The 23,086-nt window shown below is 59.9% G+C and carries 20 protein-coding genes, 1 tRNA gene and 1 pseudogene; 2 read left to right on the forward strand and 20 right to left on the reverse strand.

Annotated features, from left to right (window positions below; genetic code table 11):
* The 17 genes from AC0AP0_RS01330 to ptsP form a co-directional block, all read right to left on the reverse strand.
* Positions 1-1,112, reverse strand: a 1,112-nt coding sequence (locus AC0AP0_RS01330; protein ID WP_490429023.1) for a Clp protease N-terminal domain-containing protein, incomplete at its 3' end; no start/stop codon positions are given.
* 160 nt (positions 1,113-1,272) lie between these two features.
* Positions 1,273-2,088 carry a fumarylacetoacetate hydrolase family protein gene (locus tag AC0AP0_RS01335; RefSeq protein WP_463603792.1) on the reverse strand — a complete coding sequence of 272 codons (816 nt, stop codon included), beginning with the start codon at positions 2,086-2,088 and terminating at the stop codon, positions 1,273-1,275.
* Between the two features lie 66 nt (positions 2,089-2,154).
* Positions 2,155-2,973, reverse strand: a complete 819-nt coding sequence (locus tag AC0AP0_RS01340; protein ID WP_463603791.1) for a YggS family pyridoxal phosphate-dependent enzyme — start codon at positions 2,971-2,973, stop codon at positions 2,155-2,157.
* A 242-nt stretch (positions 2,974-3,215) separates the two neighbouring features.
* Positions 3,216-4,253: a tRNA glutamyl-Q(34) synthetase GluQRS gene (gluQRS, locus tag AC0AP0_RS01345; protein ID WP_490429026.1), complete on the reverse strand. Its 1,038-nt coding sequence runs from the start codon at positions 4,251-4,253 to the stop codon at positions 3,216-3,218.
* Between the two features lie 94 nt (positions 4,254-4,347).
* Positions 4,348-5,694, reverse strand: coding sequence for a metal-dependent hydrolase family protein (locus tag AC0AP0_RS01350; RefSeq protein WP_490429028.1), 1,347 nt, complete (start codon positions 5,692-5,694; stop codon positions 4,348-4,350).
* Positions 5,695-5,917: 223 nt separating this feature from the next.
* On the reverse strand, positions 5,918-6,784 hold the full coding sequence (locus AC0AP0_RS01355) for a GntR family transcriptional regulator (protein WP_490429030.1): 867 nt from the start codon (positions 6,782-6,784) through the stop codon (positions 5,918-5,920).
* A gap of 110 nt (positions 6,785-6,894) precedes the next feature.
* Positions 6,895-8,301 carry a PTS ascorbate transporter subunit IIC gene (gene ulaA / locus AC0AP0_RS01360; RefSeq protein WP_144177678.1) on the reverse strand — a complete coding sequence of 469 codons (1,407 nt, stop codon included), beginning with the start codon at positions 8,299-8,301 and terminating at the stop codon, positions 6,895-6,897.
* Positions 8,298-8,603, reverse strand: a complete 306-nt coding sequence (locus tag AC0AP0_RS01365; protein ID WP_046323441.1) for a PTS sugar transporter subunit IIB — start codon at positions 8,601-8,603, stop codon at positions 8,298-8,300. The genes ulaA (AC0AP0_RS01360) and AC0AP0_RS01365 overlap by 4 nt, the downstream gene beginning before the upstream one ends.
* Positions 8,604-8,608: 5 nt before the next feature.
* Positions 8,609-9,058, reverse strand: coding sequence for a PTS sugar transporter subunit IIA (locus tag AC0AP0_RS01370; RefSeq protein ID WP_232348691.1), 450 nt, complete (start codon positions 9,056-9,058; stop codon positions 8,609-8,611).
* A gap of 672 nt (positions 9,059-9,730) precedes the next feature.
* Positions 9,731-9,804: transfer RNA gene (locus tag AC0AP0_RS01375), tRNA-Lys, on the reverse strand.
* A 97-nt stretch (positions 9,805-9,901) separates the two neighbouring features.
* On the reverse strand, positions 9,902-11,422 hold the full coding sequence (locus AC0AP0_RS01380; protein WP_490429032.1) for a formate--tetrahydrofolate ligase: 1,521 nt from the start codon (positions 11,420-11,422) through the stop codon (positions 9,902-9,904).
* Positions 11,423-11,461: 39 nt separating this feature from the next.
* The gene (locus AC0AP0_RS01385) at positions 11,462-12,988 is read right to left on the reverse strand and encodes a C69 family dipeptidase (protein WP_490429033.1); all 1,527 of its coding nucleotides are present in this window, start codon (positions 12,986-12,988) and stop codon (positions 11,462-11,464) included.
* Between the two features lie 156 nt (positions 12,989-13,144).
* Positions 13,145-13,717, reverse strand: a complete 573-nt coding sequence (locus AC0AP0_RS01390) for a YbhB/YbcL family Raf kinase inhibitor-like protein (RefSeq protein ID WP_490429035.1) — start codon at positions 13,715-13,717, stop codon at positions 13,145-13,147.
* Positions 13,718-13,936: 219 nt separating this feature from the next.
* Positions 13,937-15,475: a PTS ascorbate transporter subunit IIC gene (gene ulaA / locus AC0AP0_RS01395; protein WP_121912909.1), complete on the reverse strand. Its 1,539-nt coding sequence runs from the start codon at positions 15,473-15,475 to the stop codon at positions 13,937-13,939.
* 87 nt (positions 15,476-15,562) lie between these two features.
* Entirely contained in the window at positions 15,563-15,835 is a 273-nt protein-coding gene (locus AC0AP0_RS01400) for a PTS sugar transporter subunit IIB (protein ID WP_024626949.1), read from the reverse strand.
* A gap of 78 nt (positions 15,836-15,913) precedes the next feature.
* A complete protein-coding gene (locus tag AC0AP0_RS01405; protein ID WP_490429039.1) occupies positions 15,914-16,360 on the reverse strand; it encodes a PTS sugar transporter subunit IIA in 447 nt (148 codons plus the stop codon).
* A 77-nt stretch (positions 16,361-16,437) separates the two neighbouring features.
* Positions 16,438-18,087 carry a phosphoenolpyruvate--protein phosphotransferase gene (gene ptsP, locus AC0AP0_RS01410; protein ID WP_490429048.1) on the reverse strand — a complete coding sequence of 550 codons (1,650 nt, stop codon included), beginning with the start codon at positions 18,085-18,087 and terminating at the stop codon, positions 16,438-16,440.
* A 233-nt stretch (positions 18,088-18,320) separates the two neighbouring features.
* Between ptsP and AC0AP0_RS01415 the strand changes: the two genes are divergently transcribed.
* On the forward strand, positions 18,321-18,587 hold the full coding sequence (locus AC0AP0_RS01415; protein WP_490429041.1) for an HPr family phosphocarrier protein: 267 nt from the start codon (positions 18,321-18,323) through the stop codon (positions 18,585-18,587).
* 51 nt (positions 18,588-18,638) lie between these two features.
* Complete coding sequence (locus AC0AP0_RS01420; protein WP_490429042.1) at positions 18,639-19,697, forward strand: LacI family DNA-binding transcriptional regulator; 1,059 nt, start codon at positions 18,639-18,641, stop codon at positions 19,695-19,697.
* Between the two features lie 19 nt (positions 19,698-19,716).
* Here the strand turns inward: AC0AP0_RS01420 and AC0AP0_RS01425 are convergent, their stop codons facing one another.
* From AC0AP0_RS01425 to AC0AP0_RS01435, 3 genes and pseudogenes are all read right to left on the reverse strand, one after another.
* The gene (locus AC0AP0_RS01425) at positions 19,717-20,877 is read right to left on the reverse strand and encodes a DNA polymerase III subunit delta' (RefSeq protein WP_490429044.1); all 1,161 of its coding nucleotides are present in this window, start codon (positions 20,875-20,877) and stop codon (positions 19,717-19,719) included.
* Between the two features lie 323 nt (positions 20,878-21,200).
* Positions 21,201-21,854: pseudogene (gene tmk / locus AC0AP0_RS01430) on the reverse strand (dTMP kinase); the annotation flags it as partial.
* Positions 21,851-23,086, reverse strand: a 1,236-nt coding sequence (locus AC0AP0_RS01435) for a topoisomerase C-terminal repeat-containing protein (protein WP_490429046.1), incomplete at its 5' end; no start/stop codon positions are given. The pseudogene tmk and the gene AC0AP0_RS01435, both read right to left, overlap by 4 nt.

The following is a 23,086-nucleotide window of genomic DNA, read 5'->3' on the forward strand; positions in this document are numbered from 1 at the left end:
ACCAGGGCATCATCCCCGATGGTCACCTTGTGGTGAGCCTCGTAACGCTGCTTGAGACCACGCAGGATGGCCACGGTATCCTCCACGGAGGGCTCGCCCACGAAGACCTGCTGGAAGCGGCGCTCCAGAGCCGGGTCCTTCTCGATGTTCTCTCGGTACTCGTCCAGGGTGGTGGCGCCAATCAGGCGCAGTTCTCCCCTGGCCAGCATGGGCTTGAGCATGTTGCCTGCATCCATGGATCCCTCTGCGGCACCAGCACCGACAATGGTATGGATCTCATCAATGAAGGTGATGACCTGACCGTTGGCGCTCTTGATCTCGTTGAGAACAGCCTTGAGTCGTTCCTCGAATTCGCCACGGTACTTGCTGCCAGCCACCATGGAGCTCAGATCCAGGGAGATTAGCCTCTTGCCCTGCAGGGTGGTAGGCACGTCGCCGGCTACGATGCGTTCGGCCAGGCCTTCGACCACGGCTGTCTTACCCACGCCAGGCTCGCCGATAAGGACAGGGTTGTTCTTGGTCCGCCGGGACAGGATCTGCATGACACGACGAATCTCCTGATCCCTGCCGATGACCGGGTCCAGCTTGCCCTCCTTGGCCTGGGCGGTCAGATCGGTGGAGTACTTCTCCAGAGCCTTGTAAGTGCCCTCGGCATCCGGGCTGGTCACCTTGGCACCGCCGCGCACCTGGGGCACGGCCTTACGCAGGGTATCCGCCTGCAGACCGTTCCGGTTCAGAATATCGGCAGCCTGCGAAGGACCCTGGGCAATGGCGATAAGCAAATGCTCGGTGGACACGTATTCGTCCCCCATGGCCTGCATTTCCTTCTCTGCCTGAGCCAAGGCCATGCTGAGCTGACGGCTGGCATCGGGCTGCGATGCCGTGGATCCGCTGGCCGACGGCAGAGCCACCAGGGCCTGACGGACCTCGGCTCCGACCCGTTGGCTGTCACCACCAGCGGCTTGAATCAGTCCAGGCACCACTCCGGACTGCTGACGCAACAGGGAGTCCAACAGATGGAGCACATCCACCTGGGGGTTGCCGGCCGCCGAGGCCGACTGGATAGCATCGCCTATGGCCTGCTGAGCCATGGTGGTGAAGTTTTCGTTCATAGAGCATCCTCCAACATTCTTCGGCGGGGCCAGCCGAATCATTCGACCAGACCCCGTCACGGGTTCATCTGCCTTCTACAACAGCGAAAGGAGGATGCCTATTCCCAAACTTGAGCCTAAACGACTCAAGTTTTTATATCGCTTGTTTTCCTGCTATTCGCTACTCGTCGATGACCACATTGCGCAGGTATCCGATTCCCTCAACCTGAACCGTGGCCTCGTCTCGGTTTTTCAGGGAACCTGTGGCCTGCGGCGTGCCGGTCATGATGACATCACCGGGCAGCAGGGTGGCGAAGCTGGAGATGAAGGCGATCTGCTCAGGAATGGAATGGATCAGGTTAGCGGTGGTGCCGCTGGCCTCAGGCACCTCTTCCCCGTTGAGTTTGAAGGAAATCTTCGCGTCACGATAGTCCAGGTCGGTCTTGATCCAGGGCCCGAGGGGACAGGCGGTGTCAAAGCCCTTGCAACGGGTCCACATAGGATCGTTCTTCTGCAGGTCACGCAGGGTTACGTCATTGACACAGGTGTAGCCCAGCACATAGTCCATGGCCTCGTTGACGCTCACCTTCCGGGCCATCCTGCCCATGACGACGGCAACCTCGGGCTCATAGTTCATGTCCTTGCTGTAAGAGGGCTTGACGATGGGATCGTCAGGGCCGATGACTGAGGTGGAGGGCTTCATGAAGAGCATGAGATTCTCCGGAGGCTCCGGATTCGAGGACTGGCCATGCTCGGCCATGTAGGCGGCATGGGCGCGGTAGTTCTTGGCAGCGCCGTAGATCTTGGAGGGGATGACCGGAGCCAGCAGCCGCACATCCTCGTCGTCCAGAGGGTAGCGCTGACCGGTGGGTTCGACCTGCTGGCCGGTCAGGGGGTAGCCGCTCAGCTCAACCAGATAGTCCTTGCCGTCCTGCTTGTCAGTTTGGACAAAAGCGTATCGTGGGGTGTCCTTGTAGGAAAAACGCGCGATTCTCATAGGGCACAGTCTAGCCCCAGGCCGGTCCTCTTAACAGAATCGGGTTCCGAAACAGGCAGTGGCTGGTCAGATAAAAGCCCGCGGGCCGAAGATGGCTGTGCCTACACGGACCTCGGTCGACCCCTCAGCCACGGCATACTCCATGTCTCCGGTCATTCCCATGGACAGCATGGTGCAGGTGTCAGTGCCTGGCTCCCCCGAATCCCTGATGCGATCGCGCAGACCGCGCAGGTGAGCGAATCCGCTCCTGATGACAGCCTCATCATCCACATGTGCACCGACGGTCATCAGACCCTTAAGATGAATCCCCTCCATGGCAGCCAGTTCATAAGCCAGATCCAGGGCCTGGTCGGGAGCGCATCCCGACTTGGCCTGCTCGCCGGACTCGTTGATCTCCAGGAGTATGCCCACAGTTCTGCCCGCAGCCAGTGCCCGCGTGGCCAGCTTCCGAGCCAGCGAGAGCCCGTCGACCGACTCGACCGTGTCGACATATGGCAGGATCTTATTGATCTTGTTGGATTGGAGCTGCCCAATAAGATGGAAGCCAACGCTGGCGCTTGATGAATCACTGTCTGTAGTGGCAGTGCCGAGGGACAACCCCCTGTCCCGACAAAGTTCCAACAACCCCTGGGCCTTGGCGGTGACTTCCTGAGGACGGTTCTCGCCAATCCGACGCACCCCGGTATCGATGGCTGCCATGATTTCGCCCACATCGCGGGTCTTGGTGGCCGCCAGCAGAGTCACCGAGCCTTCTTTTCGACCGGCGGAGTCCTCCGCTTTGGCGATTCTTTCAGCTACACGCTTGACCCCATCCGCGATCTGCCCAGCTCGTTCCCTGCTGATCTGCCGATTGCCCAGATCCTTGTGGTCCATATAGGCGACCATGACCCGCTACCTCCTTAAAATCCGGAAGCCTTGACTGAGGCCATGGTAGCCAGTGGCTCATACCGAAATTCGCTCCGATCCCGAGCACCAAACGGCAAAACTAATGAACCAGGATCGATGAGTCACGTTGTACGGTCACGAATATTGCTGTGCAGCAGTCACTAAACAATAATTCCCGTAAGCCTGAAAGCCGACAGGTAAACACACGCCGTAAATGATCGGCGCGGCTGAGTACCGGGAACTCAAAGATTCGGCTTTGCTCCGGAAACGTTCAGCTTGCTCAGATCCAGCTTCCTGTCCTTGCGGTCAGCAGCCAACATGTTCCACGTGAAACCATCCAGCAGCTCCTGCACACTCACGGGTCTGGGTCGATCCATGAGTCCCAGGAGCCATCCACAGACCCCAAGCACCTGCCTTGCCGTCCAGCCGTCTCTTCTGAGCGATCCCAGATCCGGCGATCCGAAGCGCTTGGACATCCTTCTGCCGTCCACGCCGTCAATCAGAGGCAGATGCGCATACTGAACACGAGGAGCCTGCGGCTGAAGATGATTCCGGATCCACATCTGAATGGCCGTGGACCTCAGCAGGTCCCGTCCTCGCACAATCTGATTGACGCCCATGGCCAGGTCATCCACCGTCACCGCCAACTGGTAGGAAACCAAGCCATCCGAGCGTTGAACGACCACATCACCGACCTGCCTGGGCAAGTTGAAGGACTGCGGGCCAAAAATCAGATCGTCGAAGCGACAGGTGGCATCCGACTCGTAGGGCTGATCAGGGACTGCGATCCGAAGGCTGTGCCGCTGCGCCCGAGCCAGCCTTTCACTGACCACCTGAGGGGAAAGTCCTCGGCAGGTGCCCGGGTAGACAATGAACCCGTCGCCTTCATTCGGCGCCGATGCCGCGCGGATGTCGGCACGGGAGCAGAAGCAGGGGTAAACCAGAGACTGCCCGCCAATCAATCGCTGCGATTCCAGCAATTTCAAACCCTGACTGTAAGTATCAGCGCGCTGGGACTGGTAGACCACCTCGCCATCCCAATCCAATCCCAACCATGCCAGGTCGTCCATGATCCAGCGATCGGCATCCTTGACCACACGCGGCGTATCTATGTCTTCAATGCGAAGCCGCAGAACCCCGCAAGACCCTTGCGACCTGACACCCAGCCAGGCCGCCAGACATGCATAGATATTGCCCAGATGCATTCGCCCAGTCGGCGAAGGTGCCAACCTTCCTACAACCTTGGCCGGGCCGACCTGATCCACTCTCGGTTCTCCCATTTGCATACCGACATGCTTGCATACCACCCGGTCATCGGGAAGCCATCAGCCGGCCAAACTATTGCACGCTTCTGAATGGCCCTAAAGCAAATGATCAGAAGCTGTCGAGCAGGCGATCGATCTCCTCGAAGTGCTTGACCTCAGGCCGCCATACCGGCTTGCCGCGGACGATTACCAGCTTGGGATCAGCCAGGGTCCGCACATTCTTGGCAGGGTCCTCGTCAAGGACGATCAGATCTGCATCCTTGCCCGTGTCGACCGAACCGGTGACATTATCGAAGCCCAGGTTTCGGGCATTGACCTGAGTGGCGGCGTGGAAGGCCTGCGCCGGGGTGAAGTCCGCGTACCGCACCAGATAATCGAGTTCTCGCCAAGTACCGTACTGGGGCACGAAGGTCATGCCTGTGTCGGTGCCGACTCCGACGGCAATGCCGTTCTCATGAGCCTGCTTGGCGCTCTTGACCATGCCGTCAACGACCAGCTCAGAATTGCCGCGAACTATATCGTTGATCCCCAGCTCCTGCTGACTGATCTTGACCAGGGGCAGTCCGGCGGACAGGGTGGGGTCCAAAGCCGAGAAGCCGCGAAGCGAGCGCGGATTGTCAAGGAAGAGCCCAATCATCTCGTCATCCAGAGCGCTGCCATGCTCGATAGTATCCACACCTGCCTTGAGAGCGGCCTTGACACCCTCGGGGCTCTGGGCATGCGCTGCGACCAACACACCAAACTCATGGGCCTCATCGCAGACGGCGGCCATCTCCTCCTCGGTCATCTGCGGGCTGCCGGCCTCGCCAAGCTTGGTGGCATCGGTGACGCCGCCGGTCGCAGCCACCTTGATGGCATTGACCCCATGGTCCAGGTTCTCCCTGGTCCGACGCCTGGCCTCTTCTGGAGAGGAGCAGGACAGGGCGATGAAGGGATCGCCATGCCCTCCGGGAATCGCCAGGAGAGGGCCAGCAGCCAGCATGCGCGGGCCTGTCAGCTCGTCGGCATCGATCTTGTCGCGCAGACGAACCGCCTCATAGCCCACATCACCCAAGGTACGAATGGTCGTTACTCCCGAGTTCAACAGCGTGGAAACGTTGCCCTTGATCCTGGCATCCATAATGACTTTGCCTGCAGGACTGTGCATTACCTTCAAACCGGCATCGACCACACGCGGCGACAGGTCAGTACCGCCAGACAAGGGCTTGCCGTCGGCAAAGAGATGGGTATGGGCATTGATGAGTCCAGGTGCCACAAACTTGCCCGTAGCGTTGATTCGGTGATATCCGGAGGGCACGTAGGCCAGCGGGGTCGGGCAGACCTGCTCTATCCGGCCGTCCGCGGACACCAGAACAGACATATCCTTCTGGACCGTGCCTTTTTCATCACCGGTCGCGATACTGGCATGCTCGAGCACAAACGGCTCGCGCTCTTTCCTGCCTTGAAGACGCCCCATGGTCGTACCTGCCTTCCCATCTCCGATGCACTCATTGCGAGGAATCGGGCATATATGTTCAATACTATCCACTGCAGGACGAACCATTCAAGCCTGACGCACAAGCAAATGAGGCCATTCAAAAGCAGCCCGGCAGCAGAAGCAGGGGCGAAATGGCCGAAACGCAGCAGACACATTCGAAGTCATGACCACTAACCGTTGACGACCTCTCTGAGCGCGGTGATCATCTGGAGCCCGGCATGCTGTTGATGACGAACTCTATTTCGGAATATGCAGGCGGTTGAAGAGCTATGCCGAATGCCACCACCGAACCGAATCCGTCGAAGACGGTGGAGTCCATGGCCAGCACGGGCCGACCCCTGTCCACATGAAAGTATCCGGCGATCCGTGGATCGACATTCTCGATGCGGACCACAACCTCGTTTCTGGCGAGCCTGACGTCGTATTGTTCCTCGATGAAGCTATAGAGGGAGCCATCGGAGAAATCATGCTCAAGTATTTCCGGAAACTGGACAGCCGACAGGTAGGTGCAAACATATTGATGCAGATTGCCATCGACATAACGCAGTCGTTCCAGTTCGATCAGGTCTGCATCAGCATCGATACCCAACTTGGACGCAAAATCGGCATTCTTGACAATTCTGTTGCCAAGCACCCGGGTCTTGACTGTTCTGCCTAGGTCACGCTGCTGGCGCCAGAATCCACTGATGTGGCCGTTAATCACCTCACGAGAGGATGAAGGCGACTTCAACTTGAAGGTACCCTTGCCCTGACTGCGAACAATCAACCCTTCACGAATCAAATCTTCTATGGCATGACGAACCGTAATCCGACTGACGTTGTAGCGTGTGCAAAGTTCGGACTCCGTTGGCAGCTGCGCCCCATCCTTCATCCGTTTGATGCTTCCGCGCAAATGGTCTCGCACGGACACATACTTGGGAATTCCATCTACCATTGCAAAACCGATCCACCTGATTTCATTGCCCTCATGAATCGAAATCCCGCGACCTGCGTTAACCGGAGGCCTGCTGCCTTCAATGATTGTAAAAGCCCCTACCTGTTTCTGCCCAATACAGGAGCCAAGCAGCAATATTCTCCGGCTACGGATGGGTCATGGAACTGATATTGAAAAGTCCGTTAGTCCCATGACCCCTCTCCATCGCTGTCCCTGCCGGCCTCAGATTGGACAGGGGATTCAATTCAGGCGACGGCCTTGGCCTTGTCAGCCGAGTCAGCTGCAGCGGCAATGGTCTTCTTGCGCTTGTTCATGAAGTAGGAGACCACATAGACCAGGATCAGCACAACAATGATTCCCACGATGATCGCAATCTGGCCGCCAGCCTTGTTGAGGTAGCCCAGGAAGATGCCGGCCACACCAAAATCGGCATCCGAGTATGTGGCGGCGCCCTTGCCTACAGATCCCAGCACCGGCAGAAGCAGGAGCGGCAGGAAGGTTATGGCCAGGCCGTTGACGAAGGAACCGAGAATGGCTCCACGCCGACCACCTGCACCGTTGCCGATTACGCCCGTGGCACCGCCGGTCATGAAGTGGGCCACGACACCGGGAATGATGACGGTGGTTCCGGCCAGGGCCATGATGGCCATGCCTACGATGCCGCCGACGAAGCTGGACAGGAACCCAATCAGAACGGCGTTAGGAGCGAAGGTGAAGGTGACGGGAACGTCCAGTGCAGGCTTGGCGTTCTTGACCAGGTGCTCACTGATGCCCTTGAAGGCAGGAACAATCTCTCCCAGGACCACACGAACACCTGCCAGGATGATGTAGACACCGGCAGAGAAAGTGGCGGCCTGCAAGACCACATAGACGATGAAGTTCTGTCCGTCGCTGAGCTTGCTCTCGATATAGCCGGGACCGGCGAAGAGCGCCACGATGACATAGATCACAGCCATGGACAGGGCCACGATGACTGTTGTATCGCGCAGGAAGCCCAGGTTCTTGGGGAAGTTGATATCCTCAGTTGATTTGGAGGGATGCTTCTTACTACGGGTGAGCGTAGCCACCAGACCACCTAGGGCGATGCCCGAGCCGCCGGTGTGGCCCAGGGCCACATCATCGGTGCCAGTCACCTTTTTCATGAAAGGCTGCACGACTGCGGGCGAAAGGGTCACAACCAGGCCCTGAGCGATTGAACCCCAAAGCAGGGTCTGCCAGGTGGAGAAACCTGCCGCCACGAAGATGACCGTTATCATCGTGGCCATATAGAAGGCCACGTGTCCTGATAGGTAAACATATTTGAAATATGACGTTGCAGAAAGAATGATATTGACAATCATTCCGAAGAAGAAGATGAGCGCAGCTACGGATCCGTACTTGACCAGTACCGTGCCGACTATGGCCTCGTTATTGGGAACAACGCCCTGGACATGGAAGGCATGCTGGAACATATCCCCAAAGGGGGTCAATGCGTTGGTCACCACGCCAGCGCCAGCGGCCAGGACCAGAAAGCCCACGAACGTGCGTATGGTCCCCTTCATGACATCCGTGGCAGACTTGCGTTGCAGAGTCAGGCCGAGCAGGGAGATCAGCGCGACGATGACGGAAGGTTGTCGGAAAATGTCCAAAAGGACTTTTAATACCCCGTTCATGCCGCCTGCCCCCCTTCAGGAACATCCATGCCATGGCGCTTCAGGGCCTCGGCAAGCTTTTCTTTGATCTCATTCATGTCGATCAGACTGTTCAAAACGACTACGTCTCCCAGATCCTTGGCAGCATCAGCGATGTCACGCCCGACAAAAATAATATCGGCATCGCCCTTGTTGACCGAACCCAGATCGCTATGGTTGGTCTCGACCCCAGTCACGCCAAGCTCTTTCAGCGCCTTGTCAATATTGAGCTGGGTAATGAAGCTCGACCCCAGTCCAGTGCTGCAAACCGTCAGAATCTTCATGTTGATTACCTTTCTTCCTCGAGGATCGTCCTCAATTCCTCAACGTTCGCGGCCTTGCCCAGCCGTTCCTGATTCTTCGCGTCACTCAGGAAGGTCGCCAGCGATTGCATCAGACTTAGATGGCTGTTCGAGTCCTGCGCCGCCAGGCAGAAGAGCGTGCTGATCGGGTGGTCCTGAGAATCGGCCAACAGGAAGGGACTGCCAACCTTCAGCACCGATAGAGAGGTGGTGACAACGCCTGCCTCGGGCCTGGCATGGGCCATGGCAATGCCTTGACCCAGATCAATATAGGTGCCGCCTGGTTTGCGTATCGAAGCCTTGATGGCATCGACATAAGAGGGTTTGATCCTTCCAAGATCAACCAGCGGACCAGTGACCACGTCCACCGCTTCTTCCCAATCGGCTACGCCGTCCCTATACATGACGGTGCCTTCCGGGAAATACTCGTTCAGCAATTTGCCTCCTCGCATACGATGAAGCCCATCCGCTTCGGAGCGAATGATCGTGGGAGAGTGCCTCCCCGGAACTTCAACCTCGAATTCCGCGAACATTATAACAACATGACAATATGATGTCTAAACGTGCGTGTTCAAATACCGTATTGCTCAGGCACCATATTCCGAGTCTTTGACTAAGACCCGGGCCCCTGGCACAGGCAAAATCCGGCGAGGTGAGCGCGGCAACAGGTCACATACGGATTCAGACCGGGGTCGCTGGGATCGCTCGAATAAGCGATCAGCCTCCACACAATCAAGCCAGCAACTATGGAGGCGGCAGCTTAACCCCCCCCCCTACCCCTGCAGACAGCAGAGGATTCCTATTACCAGCGCAAGGCTCACATACCCTTCTACCAGTCAGAAATGAACGGCTTCTGTTCTTGCGGGTTTTATGCTCAGCATGCACGGAACGGTGCGCCAGGGCCGAGATCCTTGGCCAAGGAAAGCAGCAGACGACAGACTTGAGACGCATTTGTTGATTAATCGATAGGTTTTGCGTTTCATCACAGAGTGGCTTTCCTTTTGCGGATACTTTTATCCGACGAATATCCAACAAAACCGTGTTCCAGACGAATTCCCCGAGCAATGGAAAAGCCCCACAGCCTTTGCGGCTGTAGGGCTTTGACTCTGTGCCCCCACGGGGGCTCGAACCCCGGACACGCTGATTAAGAGTCAGCTGCTCTAGCCAACTGAGCTATAGGGGCAGGGCACTTTCAAGAGCCAAGTAGATACTATACACGGTTTCGGCAGGCCCGCAACACGGCGCGTCACAGGCCTGCCGAATCCATATGCATGGCCTGCTCAGACGATCTTGGGCATGGGCGTGGTCAGGGAAGTGGTCAGATTCACCTGCAGGAGGCCAGCACCCGTATGGGCCTCGACCTTCTTTAGGGTGACTGTGCGCTTGTCCTGGTCGGCCCGGTCGTCGTCGGTCATGGTAGCCGGCGATTTGACCGCCACTACAACCAGATCCTCGAGGGAAATGCCAGCCTTGCTGCACAGGTCGGAGGCCGCCTGCAGGCTGTCTTGGAAGCCCTCACGCTCGACGACCCGATCAGCCGGTACCCCGTAAGCGCTCTTGGCGATCCAGCGAATCCGATCCGGCACGGACATATCATGCAGGCTGGCTGTATCCCTCTGGGCTTTCGCGGGTTCCTGCAGGGCCTTGATCAAATCATCCAGCTGAGACTCCAGGGCCTTGCCCCCGTCCCGGAAGAGGTTGCCCGCGATAGGCCTGCGGAAGCCCAGGCCGTCGGCGGTCTCCCGCAAGGAATCCACCTGGTCGTCCTCGCCCTCCCAGAGGTTGATCAGAGGGAAGGTGGGGATACCCAGTCCTTCAAGACGGTGCACGTGGAAGGGATAACGCCAGCTCAGCTTGGGATCGTCCCGCCAGGTGGTGGCACGGGTGACGACCACGGCGGCGGCCGGCCACTGGGCCCCATACTCTCGGGCAGCAATGTCCAGCCACTTCTGGGCGCCGGCATCGGCTCCGTAGCCCGCCTCGACGACGACCACATCGTGCCGGGCGCAGGCCATCTCCACGGACACCAGGCTGGGAATGCCGATGGAGACGTTGGCGAATGGCCCCCCATGCACGTAGACCGGAGAACCCTCCAGGGTCTGGGTGAAAGCGGGCTTGACCGCATCGGTCAGAATGCCGGTGATACGCCACAGGTCCACAAACTCTCCGAAGGTGACGGGACGGCCATCCAAGGTCCCCGCGACCATGGCGGCCACGCGCCGTTTGATCTCATCCATGCTCCGGGAGAGCACTACGATCTGCATGAGCTCACAGGTGGGCGTCAACACGGTCCGTTCGGGTAGATCGCCCTTGCCGTGGTCCACGGTGATCTGGCGTAGGGACCGCGAAGGCACCTCGCTGACCCTAGGCACCAGGACGGTGTCCAACCGACCCTCGTCCACAGCCTTCTCTGCAAAGGAGACCAGCAGGTTCTGAGCGGATTCAATGGCCCCCATCTCCCCGCACAGACCCCAGTCCACCAGCTCAGGATGGGTCAGGGAGGACTTGCCCCCACCAGAGGCGCCACCCTTGGAACCGGCAGCGGTAATGCCCATGCTGGGCTGACGCAGGACAGCTGCGGCATCCACTCCCCGGGCGCGCAGGGCGTCAATCAGCGCGATGGTGGTGGTGGTCTTGCCCTCCCCTCGCGAAGCCTTGAGCGGGGTGTCTGCGGTAACAAGCAGCACCCGGCCATGCTTGCGCGGCATATCCGGATGATCCTGCAGATCCTTCAGGTAGCCGAAGGCGTCGATCTTGTCAAACAGACCGTATGGCCTGACGTAATCGTCGAAGCCCGTCATGAGGCTCTCCTCCTTTATGATCCTTGTCAATCGGATGGCTCAGTTGTCGGACAGATGGTAGCCATTGCGCATGCCCATGCTGGCCGTGTAGAGCACCTGACTCAGCAGGTCGTCGGTTTCCTTGCGCAGAAGGTCGGCCATGTCCTTGTTAGCAGCCTCCAGCACCTGGCGAACCTCGGGGTTGTCAGTGCCTTTATCGGCACCTTCCAAGCGGGCCACCTGTTCATCTGTGGCGGCAATCATGCGATGACCCTCAGCGCCAACGCCCTGTTGGTAACGTTCGACTGCCGCCAGAGTGCCGGCAAAGGCCGAGTCACACAAGGCGGCGATCAGTCGGTCGGACCAGTAGAGGCTGTCGGTGGAAACCCGGCCCGTAGTGTTGGCCAGATAATCGGGCGTACGATCCACATTTGCATAGAAGGGAACCAGGGCATTGAAGGCGTTGGACCCGTATGAAATCCACTGGATGGCCCGGCAGGATTCAGGCTGGTAGGGGCGCAGCTGAATCAGGGACAGCTGGTCGTTGCGATTGATACCGATGGGGCGGTAAAGCCCCTTGGTGTGCTCGTCGCCGGTCCGCCCATAGGGATCGTAGGGTGTGCCCTGGTAGTGAGAGCTGAGCAAGTATTTGACATCCTCCACGGTAATCAGCCGCTCAGGCTGACGGCACCAAGGGATGTTGTCGCTGGTGGGAGTGTGATCGGCGTCCGGCCCGTCCCAGATCTCGTCATAAGGGTTGAGGAAGCGCTGCATGTACCAGGCCCGAGGCGTGTTGTATACATGGTCCGAGTCGCTGTGGGATCCAAAGGCATCGCGCGGGTTGAAGGGCGAAGTTGGCTCCACGGACAGGTCCAGGTAGTTGTCGGCGATGAACTCCCGCAGGTCGGCCGAGCAAAGATGGTCGGTCTGATCTCCGAAGGCGTCGTCCAAATCGAACTCGTCGATGCCCAGCTGGTTGGGCATGGTCACATAGGAATCATCAGGCACGCGCTTGGCTATCCAGTGGTGGCCGCCCACGGTTTCCATCCACCAGATCTCGTCCACGTCGCTGAAAGCGATGCCATTCATCTCATAGGTGCCGTAGCGCTCCAGCAGGGAGCCCAGCCGTTGGACGCCTTCCCGAGCCGAGTGGATATAAGGCAGGACGATGGTGACCAGGTCCTCCTCGCCGATGCCTCCGGGCACTGCGGCCAGGTAGTCCTTATCCCCGGGACGGCCCTGGGCGGGTGTGGGCTCAACCAGCGGATCTGCACCAAGTACACGTTCGTTGGTGGTGATGGTCTCGGTGGCTGACATGGCCACATTGGCGCTGTTGACGCCTGCGGCAGCCCAGAGCCCCTGATTGTGCAAAGCATCGGGCACCGAGGTATAGCGCATGGGATCGTTGGGCAGATCTATCTCCAGGTGGCTGATCACACTGTGGTAGTGCCGCGGCTGCTGGTCAGGAGCGACCAATACGAAGCGCTTGGGACGAAACTCTCCGTTGGACGAATCCTCATCCCGTGCGATGATGGTGGATCCGTCGTAACTGGCATTCTTGCCTATCAGAAGCGTGGTGCAGGGCATATAAGCGTCTTCCTTTGTCTGGTCGTGGTCAACTGTCATCACCAGTCCGGAAGTCGGGGGATGCCTTTACACCCGACTGCGTGGGCAGGCAGGGATGACGGCTGTCTGCGCACTTGGGGCATGGCCTCACTCTAGTGCTACACCGCCCCAACCAGATCAGGCATCAGCTGGCAGCCAGGCCTGAGCTGCTGCAGCCACCGGCTGGGCGGAATGGATGGCATGGGCCAGGGCATTGAGCCAGAACCCCTCCTCCAAGCCGGGCAAGGCCTGTTGTGTGGCCCAGACCGACAGCACATAGTCATGAACCCGGTCCGGAGGCGTGGGGCCGTTGTAACGCATAAGCACGGCGGGATCATCAGCGATCTCCTCCTCCATAACCAGGGGCGAGGCTGCCGAGGTACGCCCTTGGGGCACACCGGGAATCAGATTAGACAAATTTCTGGAGAAGTCCTCAGGAATCGCCAGCACGGAGCTTTCGGTCCCCTCAGGCTGCAAGGAACGCAAAGCCTCGATGGGCAGGTTGGCCAGAGACCAGTGAATCCAGGGGAAGCCACACACGGGCACGGAATCAGGATCCACCAGCATCCAGTGCAAGTAGCGGGCCTCCTGGGGCACATCCTCGAGCCGGAAGGGGAAGGAGACTACAGGACGTCCCTTGCGGGTAAGGGACTGAGGGGCGCGCTTGGCGTACCGATCGGGAATAGTGCCGAAATCAGTGATAATCCTCATGATTCGATTCTCGCCCGCCCAGCCGACGAGGTCAAGTTCGTCCGTGAAACCGGCCGCAAACAGCACCCCGCACGATAAATTCCACTACCCTGCGCAAAAAGTGCAAGAGCCGCCCGGATCCTTCCACATGGAAACGATCCGGGCGGCTCTAAATCGGACTAGGAGAAAGGAATCAGCAATACCCCTCTCCCGGCGCTTATACGGCGAGCTTGTGCATGCCTATTCGGCCTTGGCGGCCTTGGCCTGTGCACGAGCGGCCTTGGCGGCTGCACGAGCCTGAGCCTTGGCCTCCTTCTCTTCAGCCTCGACGCTGGCGATGAACTCAGCATGCTTGGCGGCAGGCAGCCATCCGGTGTTGACCACCTTGACCTGCCAGACCCAGGCCAGGGCGAAGATCACCACTGCCAGAATCACCAGGACCACGGCCCCAACAGGGATGCCCAGCTGGGACAGCTTGCCAACCACAGTGCCGTACCAGGCAAAGTCGGCATCGCCGAAGGTGGCGTTGGACAGGCCGAAGCTGCCCAGAACCGTCATCAGGATGGCCGGTAGGAAGGTGATCAGCAGACCATTGATGAAGCCGCCGACCACAGCTCCGATGCGGCCGCCGGTCGCGTTGCCGAAGACACCGGCACCACCGCCATCGAAGAAGTGGGGCACCATGCCCGGCAGAATCAGGGCCAGACCCCAGACGGGCCCGAGCCAGACGGCGATGATGACCAGGGCCACCAGACCGCCGGCAAAGGAGGCCAGGAAGCCAATCAGGGATGCGTTGGCACCGTAGGGGAAGACGATGGGGATGTCCAGAGCAGGACGAGCGCCGGGGACCACCTTGTTGGCGATGCCCTGGAAGGCGGGCACCAGCTCACCCAGGATGATACGGACGCCGTAGAGGATGATGCTCACGCCGATGCCGAACTGCAGGGCCTGGGCGAAGGCGGCCATGAAGAAGGATCCCCAGTTGGCCGGATGGGAGGGGAAGACGGCGAAGGCGGCCTTGGCCGGCACCACAAAGGCGGTCCAGACGGCGAAGACCAGGTAGAGGACGACCATGAGCAGGGTGGTGGAGACCATGGAATCACGCAGGAAGCTCAGCCCCTTGGGGAAGTCGATATCCTCGGTGGAACGCGACTTCTTGCCCACGGCGCTGCCGACCGCGCCCGAAACCACGTAGCCCAAGGTGTTGAAGTGGCCGATGGACAGCTTGTCGCTGCCCGTCACCCGGTTCATGTATGGCTGGGCGAAGGCGGGCATGGCCACCATGATCACGCCCATGAGCAGAGAGCCGATCAGCACGATGAGCAGGTTGTTGCCCTTGCCGAACCCGATCGAAAGGACCAGGGCCAGCAGGGTTGACATGAAGACCATATGGTGGCCGGTCAGGAAGACGTACTTGAGCGGGGTGAACCGTGCCAGCAGGATCATGACGATGAAGCTGAGCACGATGATGTAGGCGGAGGCTGCACCGAACTGGCTGGAGGCCTGGGCCACGATCACCTCGTTGGTGGGGACGACCCCGTGGGCGCCAGTGGCCTTGAAGACCAGCTTGCCGAAGGGGTCCAAGGCATTGGTAACCACGGTGGCGCCTGCGCCCAGAATCAGATAGCCCATGGCCGCCTTGAGGGCGCCCGAAATGACCTGGCCTGCGCTCCGTTTCAGGGCGATCAGACCGATGGCCGCCACAATGCCAATCAGATAGGCGGGCACATTCAGAATCTCCTGGCTGATGAAGTTCAGCACCGCAAGGAAGACATTCATTGTTTGTCCTTACTATTTCTCTCTTGTTGTCAAGTTAAAGAGCGGGTATTCCATCGGCCTGGCGATGATGAATGTCCGCCGGACTCATCAGTCGGCGTACTGCTCCAGGATGCCCTTGATCTCGTCCTTGTCCATGAAGTTCTGGACGGTCTCGACCGGAGTGGTGGTCCCCTCCAGCTCGGGCGCCAGCTGAGGCGAAGTCAGCACCAGGTCGTTCATGTTGGCCGTGCCCTTGGCGCTGCCCGCGTCGGAGGTGGTCACAGTCACATCCATGCCCAGCTCCGATGCCACCTGCTCGACGTTGACCTTGAGCAGAACCGAAGTGCCGATGCCATTGCCACATACGCAGAGAATATCCATGAGTTGCTCCTTTGTTCCTTGTTTGTTTCTACTACTTCTTGCGTTTGCCATACTGGGATCCGCAAAAGCGGGTCATCCTCACGATTCGAGAATGGCGCGAACCTCGTCAGGTGTGCCTGCCTTGGCCAGCTGCTCGGTCTTCTTCGCGTCGGTCAGAGCACCGGCGATGGCGGACATCACCTGCAGGTGCTCCTGCTCATCCCGTCCGGCCAGGCCGATTACCAGGGAGACCGGATCATTGGCCTTGTTGCCAAACTCAACAGGTGTGGACAGCCTTACCCAGCTCAGGCCAGTTCCCAGGACCGCTTCGCTGGGCCGGGAATGAGCCAGAGCCAAACCGGGAGCGATGACGATGTAGGGACCCATCTTCTCGACGGTCTCGATCATCTGGTCCGTGTAGGCATCTGTGGTGAACCCGGATGCCACCAGCCTGTCGCCCGCCTTGCGGATGGCATCCCGCCAGTCAGATGCTGGTACATCCAGGGCGAAGGATGTGTCGGGAAGGAAGGCTCGGAAATCTGTCATGTCTGCTCCTTGCTCGTGCTGTTTGACTTGATCGACTGCACCGGATCCGATGGATTTGCACAAATCCGGCCGGCTGCTCACCAACCCTGGGGATGGTAGAACTCTCCGTCCAGAGCCTTGGCGGCGAGCGCCTTGGCTTCCTCCATGGTGTGCTTGGCCAGTTCGGCGCGAACATCATCCAGGGCGACCGGAGTCATGGACAGGCTGGTCACACCGATGCCTGCCAAAACCACGGCCAGGTCAGGATCGGCAGCCGCCTCGCCGCAGACTCCGACAGGCATGTTATTGGCCTGACCGGCATCAGCTATGAGCTTGATGGCCCTGAGGACGGCAGGATGCCAGGCGGTCTGATAGGAGGCGACCGAGCCCAGCGTGCGGTCGGCGGCCAGCGTGTACTGGGTCAGATCGTTGGTGCCGATGCTGACGAAGTCGGCCACCTTGGCCACTTTGTCGGCCATCAGTGCAATCGAAGGAACTTCGGCCATGACACCCACGCGCTTGAGCCCCTTGCTCTTGCCCAAACGTACGAAATAGTCAGCCTCATGTTCGTCGGCGACCATTGGCGCCATGACCCATAGGTCGGCATTGGTCTCGGCATCGGCCCGGGCAAGGGCCTCCAGCTGATCCTCCAGAACCTGGCTGTGGACCTTGAGCGTGCGCAGACCACGCAACCCCAGGGCAGGATTAGGCTCATCGGCCTGCGTCAGGAAGGGCAGCGGCTTGTCAGCACCGGCATCCAACAGGCGGATGACCACCTTGCGACCAGGGAAGCGTTCAAGAAGAGCGCGATAGGCCTCGGCCTGCTCCTCGACGCCGGGCGCCTGCTCGTTGCCCAGGAAGAGAAACTCCGAGCGGAAGAGTCCAACCCCTTCGGCTCCATACTCCAGAGCAGGATCGGCATCCGCAGGCTTGCCGACATTGGCCAGGAGGGGAATCCTTGTTCCGTCCTTGAGCTGGCCTGGGCGGCCCCGCAAAGCCTTGGCCTGATCCGCTTCGCGACGGGCCTGCTCAGCTTTCTCAATCTGTTCCTGGGTCGGATCGGCCGTCACCCTGCCGGCAGCGGCATCGACGATGACCGTTTGTCCGTCGGACAGCCCGGCTGCGTCCTGGGCGCCCACGACGGCGACGATCCCCCTGGACCGGGCCAGAATGGCGGTATGACTGGTCGGACCGCCCTCAATGGTGACAATGGCCAGAACCTTGGTCATATCCAAGCTGGAGGTGTCGGCCGGAGACAGGTCAGGGGCGACCAGGACGAATGGCTTGTCGCTTTCTGGCACGCCCGGTGCCGGGACACCGAGCAGATGGGCGATGACACGCTGGCCAACATCATGCAGATCGTTGGCCCGCTCCCCCATGTAGCCGCCGATTGCCTGGAGTTTTTCCTCGAAGTCGGCAAAGGCCTCATAGACGGAACGCTCGGCGGTCTTGCCACCGTCAAGCAGAGATCGGATCGAGGTCTTCAGAGCCGGGTCCTGGGCCATCTGGGCCAGGGCTGTCAGAATCGGAGCAGCGTCCTTGGCCCCCTGCCCATCTTGGGCGGCCTTGGCGCGCGCGAGCAGGTCCTTGTTGACCGATGCCAGAGCGGATTCGACCCTGCCGAATTCAGCATCCGCCGTCAGGTTCTCAGGTCTCGCCTCATCGCCGGGCACGTCCAGTCCGGCCGCCATATGGATAACCGGGCCAACGGCGATGCCGCGGCCAATGCCCACGCCTTGGATCTCCATGTCGCACTCCTTAGTGCCTGGCCACTGCACGCGAGCCGCCCCTGAGGCGGACTGAACATCGGCAGTGGAAACGTTCTTCATGCAACGATGTTCAGTATACACATATTCATTCGTTTTTCAACGGTAATCGTTTTCTGTAATTTCCCTACTGCAGTGGTAGGATATCCAGCGTATCCACCACTAGACATGCCGGTTCGACAAGATCGGCCATATATTCAGGAGAGATGATCACCATGGCAACAGCGCAACGTTCCACAGTCATCACCGACCCGGTCGGCATTCATGCCAGGCCTGCTTCGGAATTCTCGCAGGCCGCCGCATCCAGCGGTTGCAAGGTCACCATAGCCAAGGGCGAGGGCAATCCAGTAGATGCCGGCAGCATTCTGATGGTCATGAGTCTGGGCATCGCTAAGGGCGACAAGGTCACTGTGACTGTCGAGGGCGACGAAGCCGAGTCTGTAGCCGACTCCCTGGTCACTAAGCTGACCCAGACTGAGTGACCCGCCGCTAGCTGCAGCCGGCATCGACGGAAAGGGCCTTTGAGGGAAACGATGGGACACACGGCGGACAATAAGCCTTCCATTGCCAACGTCGCAGCCCTGGCCGGAGTTTCGACGGCGACCGTGTCTCGCGTCCTTTCCGGCCATAGACGCAAGAACGACGACATCAGCCGCAGAGTCAGAGCTGCTGCTGAAAAGCTCAACTACTCGGCCAACTTCGCTGCCAGCACCCTCCGATCAGACCGCAGCAGAACCATAGGGCTGATCCTGTGCGGCACTTCCACGGGCATAGACGGGTCCATACTGGATCTGCTCAGCAGGAGGCTGACAGAACAGGGTCGCTACCTGCTGGTCATATCCGTCAGGGGCGACCAGGAGCGAGAGGCGGCCATCAGGTCCATGGCAGCCCGACAAGTCGAAGGAATCATCATCGTTCCTTCGCTGGACGACGATCCGGTCGGTATGCCCGTCGACCTGCCGTCCGGACTACCCATCGTCCAGGTCGGTGGCAGACCGCTCTCCTACCACACCAGCTGGGTCGGCATGGACCAGGCGGCCTCCATGCGGCTGATCATCGCCCACCTGGCCGAGCAGAACGCGCATTCGGTGGCCTATCTCAGCCGCGAACTGAACACCAGTGCGGCCACTGAGCTCTTCACGACCTTCTCCACCCTGACCAACACCTTAGGCATGACACCTCAGCCGGACTGGATCCAGTTCGGCCCCTGCAGCATGCGCCGCGGCCACGATGCCGTCATGACTATGCTCGCTGAGGGAAATGACCGTCCCGATGCCATCATCTGCGGGGACGACTCGCTGGCCCTGGGCGCTCTGATGGCCTGTAACCAACTGGGCTTCCAGGTTCCCGACCAAGTCAAGGTGGCCGCTTTCGTGGACAGCCCAGCCTGTCTGATCAGCAGTCCGACCTTGACTGCAGTCAAGGCTCCCCTGAATGACATTGTCCAGGAGGCACTGCGGCTGGTCGACGCCAAGGGACAGTCCATTCTGCCCTCTCACGTGGCTCTGCCGCCAGCGCTGGAATGTAGGGAATCGACCTGGTCGCCAAGAATTGGCAGCAGCGACATGACCTCGCCGGGCACTTTCGCCTGATAAACAGTTAGGTTCGTACTCAGACCAGCAGGGTACAGAAGAGCGCCTCGAAGACCAGGAGCGGCGAACCGTTGGCAGCCAGCCTCTTGCGAGCTCGGGCGATCAGCTGAATACGGTCAATGGCCCCCTGTCTGGAGAGTCTGACGGACAGATCAGCAATAGCCGCCCGATTCTCCAAATTGACCAGGCCAGCCTTCTCTTCGGCGCCGTTCTGCAGGACGTCCACATCCCGGTAAACGCTGGCCAGGGTACTCAGGTTGCGGTCCAGCACGTCCCGGGTCAGTCTGGTAACCCGTCGGCGGACCTGATCCTTGCCCCCCAATGCATGGTAGGCTCCACGCAACTGCCGGGGAATGCGTTCCTTGTCCCTGAGACCGTTGATCTGCCGAAACTCCCGCTCATCCTTGGCCACCTCATCGTCCACGGTGGCGGTGGCTTGATCCCGGGCCGCATCAACCACCCGGCCAGCCAGAATCACAGCATCCGAAGCACGCCGCAGCCCCAGCAGACCCACCACCAGCTCGTCACGGTCAGCCAGGACCTGATCCCTGGTGGCGTAGAGACGGGCGATGCCGATGTGTCCCTGAGCCAGACGAGCGGCCTTGGCGGCCAGAGGCCGGTCCACCCCCACCTGATCAGTCAGGAAATCCGCCACTGCGGTGTTGGATGGCACCGCTAGGTTGAGCACCCGCGTCCGTGAGCGGATGGTGGGCAGCACATCCTGGGCGCTGGGTGCGCACAGAAGCCAGATGGTATGCTCGGCCGGCTCCTCGATTTCCTTGAGCAACACATTGGTGGTCCGTTCCAGCATCCGGTCCACGTCTTCAATGATGATGACCCGCCAGCGCGAGGTTGAGGGCATTTGCTCCGAGGTCATGATCAGATCCCTGACCTCGTTGATACCGATGGTGACCTTATTGGTTGATAGTACGGTCACATCCGGATGGGTTCCGGCCAAGACCTGCTGAGTGACACGGGTGGGCTGGTCGCTCAATCCCTGGTCCGGGCTGATCAAGGCCGCCGCGAAAGCTCGGGCCAGATTGGATCGCCCTGATCCTGGAGGACCACAAATTAACCAGGACTGCGCAACCTCGTCATGACCCTGCGCCTGAGCGGCCACCGTCCGCTTGAGCAGATCGACCGTGGGCTGCTGACCCACAATGGCATCCCAGACACTCATCGGGTCTTCCGCAAGAGTCGGGACCGGAGCAACCAGCGAGCGCGGGAGCCCACAGGGGCCGAATCGTCGTCAGCATCCCCGCCGGCTGTTCCTGCCTCCATGGACTGGTCATCTTGGTCAGCATCGGCATCCAATGCCTGATCGGACTTATCCGCAGCCCCGGTCCAGTCCGAGCCGACAGCCTGCTCATCGTCCTTATATTCTGCCGTAGCTTCATCCTCTTCGGCATCGTCCTGAACGTCAGATTCGTCACTCTCAGCATCGACGTCAGAAAGATCATCGTCGACCTGCGGCAGATCCGGCTCGCGCCCTTCAATCAGCTTGTCCAAATCGTCTTGGATGATCTGCCAGACCTGGTCGATGGATTGGGTGGCATCGATAACTAGGAACCGGTCGGGTTCCCTTTGCGCCAGCTGTAGGAACGCCTGACGCACATGCTGTTGAAAGTCGTCGCCAACCGATTCCAGCCGATCGGGCTCATGATCCAGACGCGACTTGGACTGGGACGGATCCGCGTCCAGCAAGTAGGTGCGCTTGGGCAGAAGGTCCTGACTGGCCCACAGACTCAGTCGACGAATCACATCCACTGACAGATCACGGCCTCCGGCCTGATAAGCCAATGAGGAATCCAAGTAACGGTCGCAGAGCACAATGTCTCCGCGTTCCAGAGCCGGACGCACCACCTGGGCTACATGCTCAGCCCGGTCCGCCGCATAGAGCAGGGCCTCGGTCCTGGGGGCAAGATCGTCGGAGGCGTCAACCACATCGGTACCTCCGGTCACGGCAACCGAGGGGAAAGCGGCCAATCCATGCAGAACGAGTTCCCGTATGGTCAATCCGACGGGGGTGCCGCCTGGCTCGCGAGTGACCAGAGATCGCAGGCCACGCTCCTGCAGATAGTTGTGTGCTTGTTGGACTTGGGTGGTTTTGCCTGCACCATCCACGCCCTCGAAGGAAATGAACAAACCATCGCTCATGCCTGATGCTCCGTAGTCTTGGAAGTCTTGGAAGTTTTTGTCTTCTTTGTGGTTTTTCGGGCGCGAGTAGACGACTTGCCAGCTGTAATTTTGCTGGACGCCGACTTTCGTGCAGTCGACTTGCGGGTGGTCCTGCCACGCCTCTTGGCGGGTCCGGCCGCGCGCTTCTCTGCCAGCAGGCGGAAGGCCACCTCCGGCTCGATGGACTGGGCCGTGTACTGCTTGGGCAGGGTTCTGTTGGTCTGCCCGTCGGTAATGTAGACACCGTAGAACCCATCCTTGATGGTGACGGGTTTGCCGCTGTCAGGGTCCGTGCCCAGCTCACGGAGAGGAGGCTTGGCAGCGCTCCGGGAACGCCGTCCGTACTTAGGCTGGTCGAAGAGGGCCTTGGCACCGGCCTGGTCGATAGTAAAAATCTGCCCCTCGTCGGTCAGCGAACGCGTCTCGGTGCCGCCGTCGGCCTTAGTGGCCGTCAGATAGGGGCCATAACGGCCGTTGCTGGCCGTGACGGTGGCTTGGCTGGTTTCTCCCGTCTTGGCATCGGTCAGTTCGATGCTGCCCACCGTCCTAGGCAGGCTGAGCAGCTTCAGAGCATCCTCCAGGGTGACCGTGTCTGGATCCATGGTCTTGAATAGCGAAGCCATCTTGGGCTTAGGACCAGTCTGCTTGGTCGTCCGTGCAGTCTTGCCGGTCGACTTTTTCTGCTCTGCTGCTTCCTCTTCAGGGCTAATCAGGGCCACATAGGGACCGAATCTACCCTTGCGCACCTCGACCCGACCGCCGGTCTGCGGATCCTTGCCCAGCTGACGGGGACCGCCGGCATTTGCAGCGATCAGCTCATGGCCCGCCGCCACTGTCAGCTCATCCGGAGCCATGGTGGGCGGCAACGAGGCTCGCTTGGGGTTTCCGTCGGCATCCAGGTCGGCCGTATCCTCAAGATAGGGACCGTAGCGACCGACCCTCACCTGCAGGCCATCACCGATCTCGATGGTATTGATCTTGCGGGCGTCGATGTCTCCCAGCTGGGCCACCTGCTCCTGTAGGCCCTGATGGGCCTGGTCAGCGTTCTGGGCAGCGCCCGGGCCCGAACCGAAGTAGAACCGGGTCAGCCAATCCTTGCCTCGTTCCTTGCCATGGGCGATCATATCCAGGCCGTTCTCCATCTGCGCCGTGAACTGGTAATCCACGTACTTGGGGAAATTGGTCTCCAACAATCTGACTACCGAAAAGGC

The sequence above is a fragment of the Bifidobacterium sp. POST2/T3 (B1) genome, from assembly GCF_058197115.1.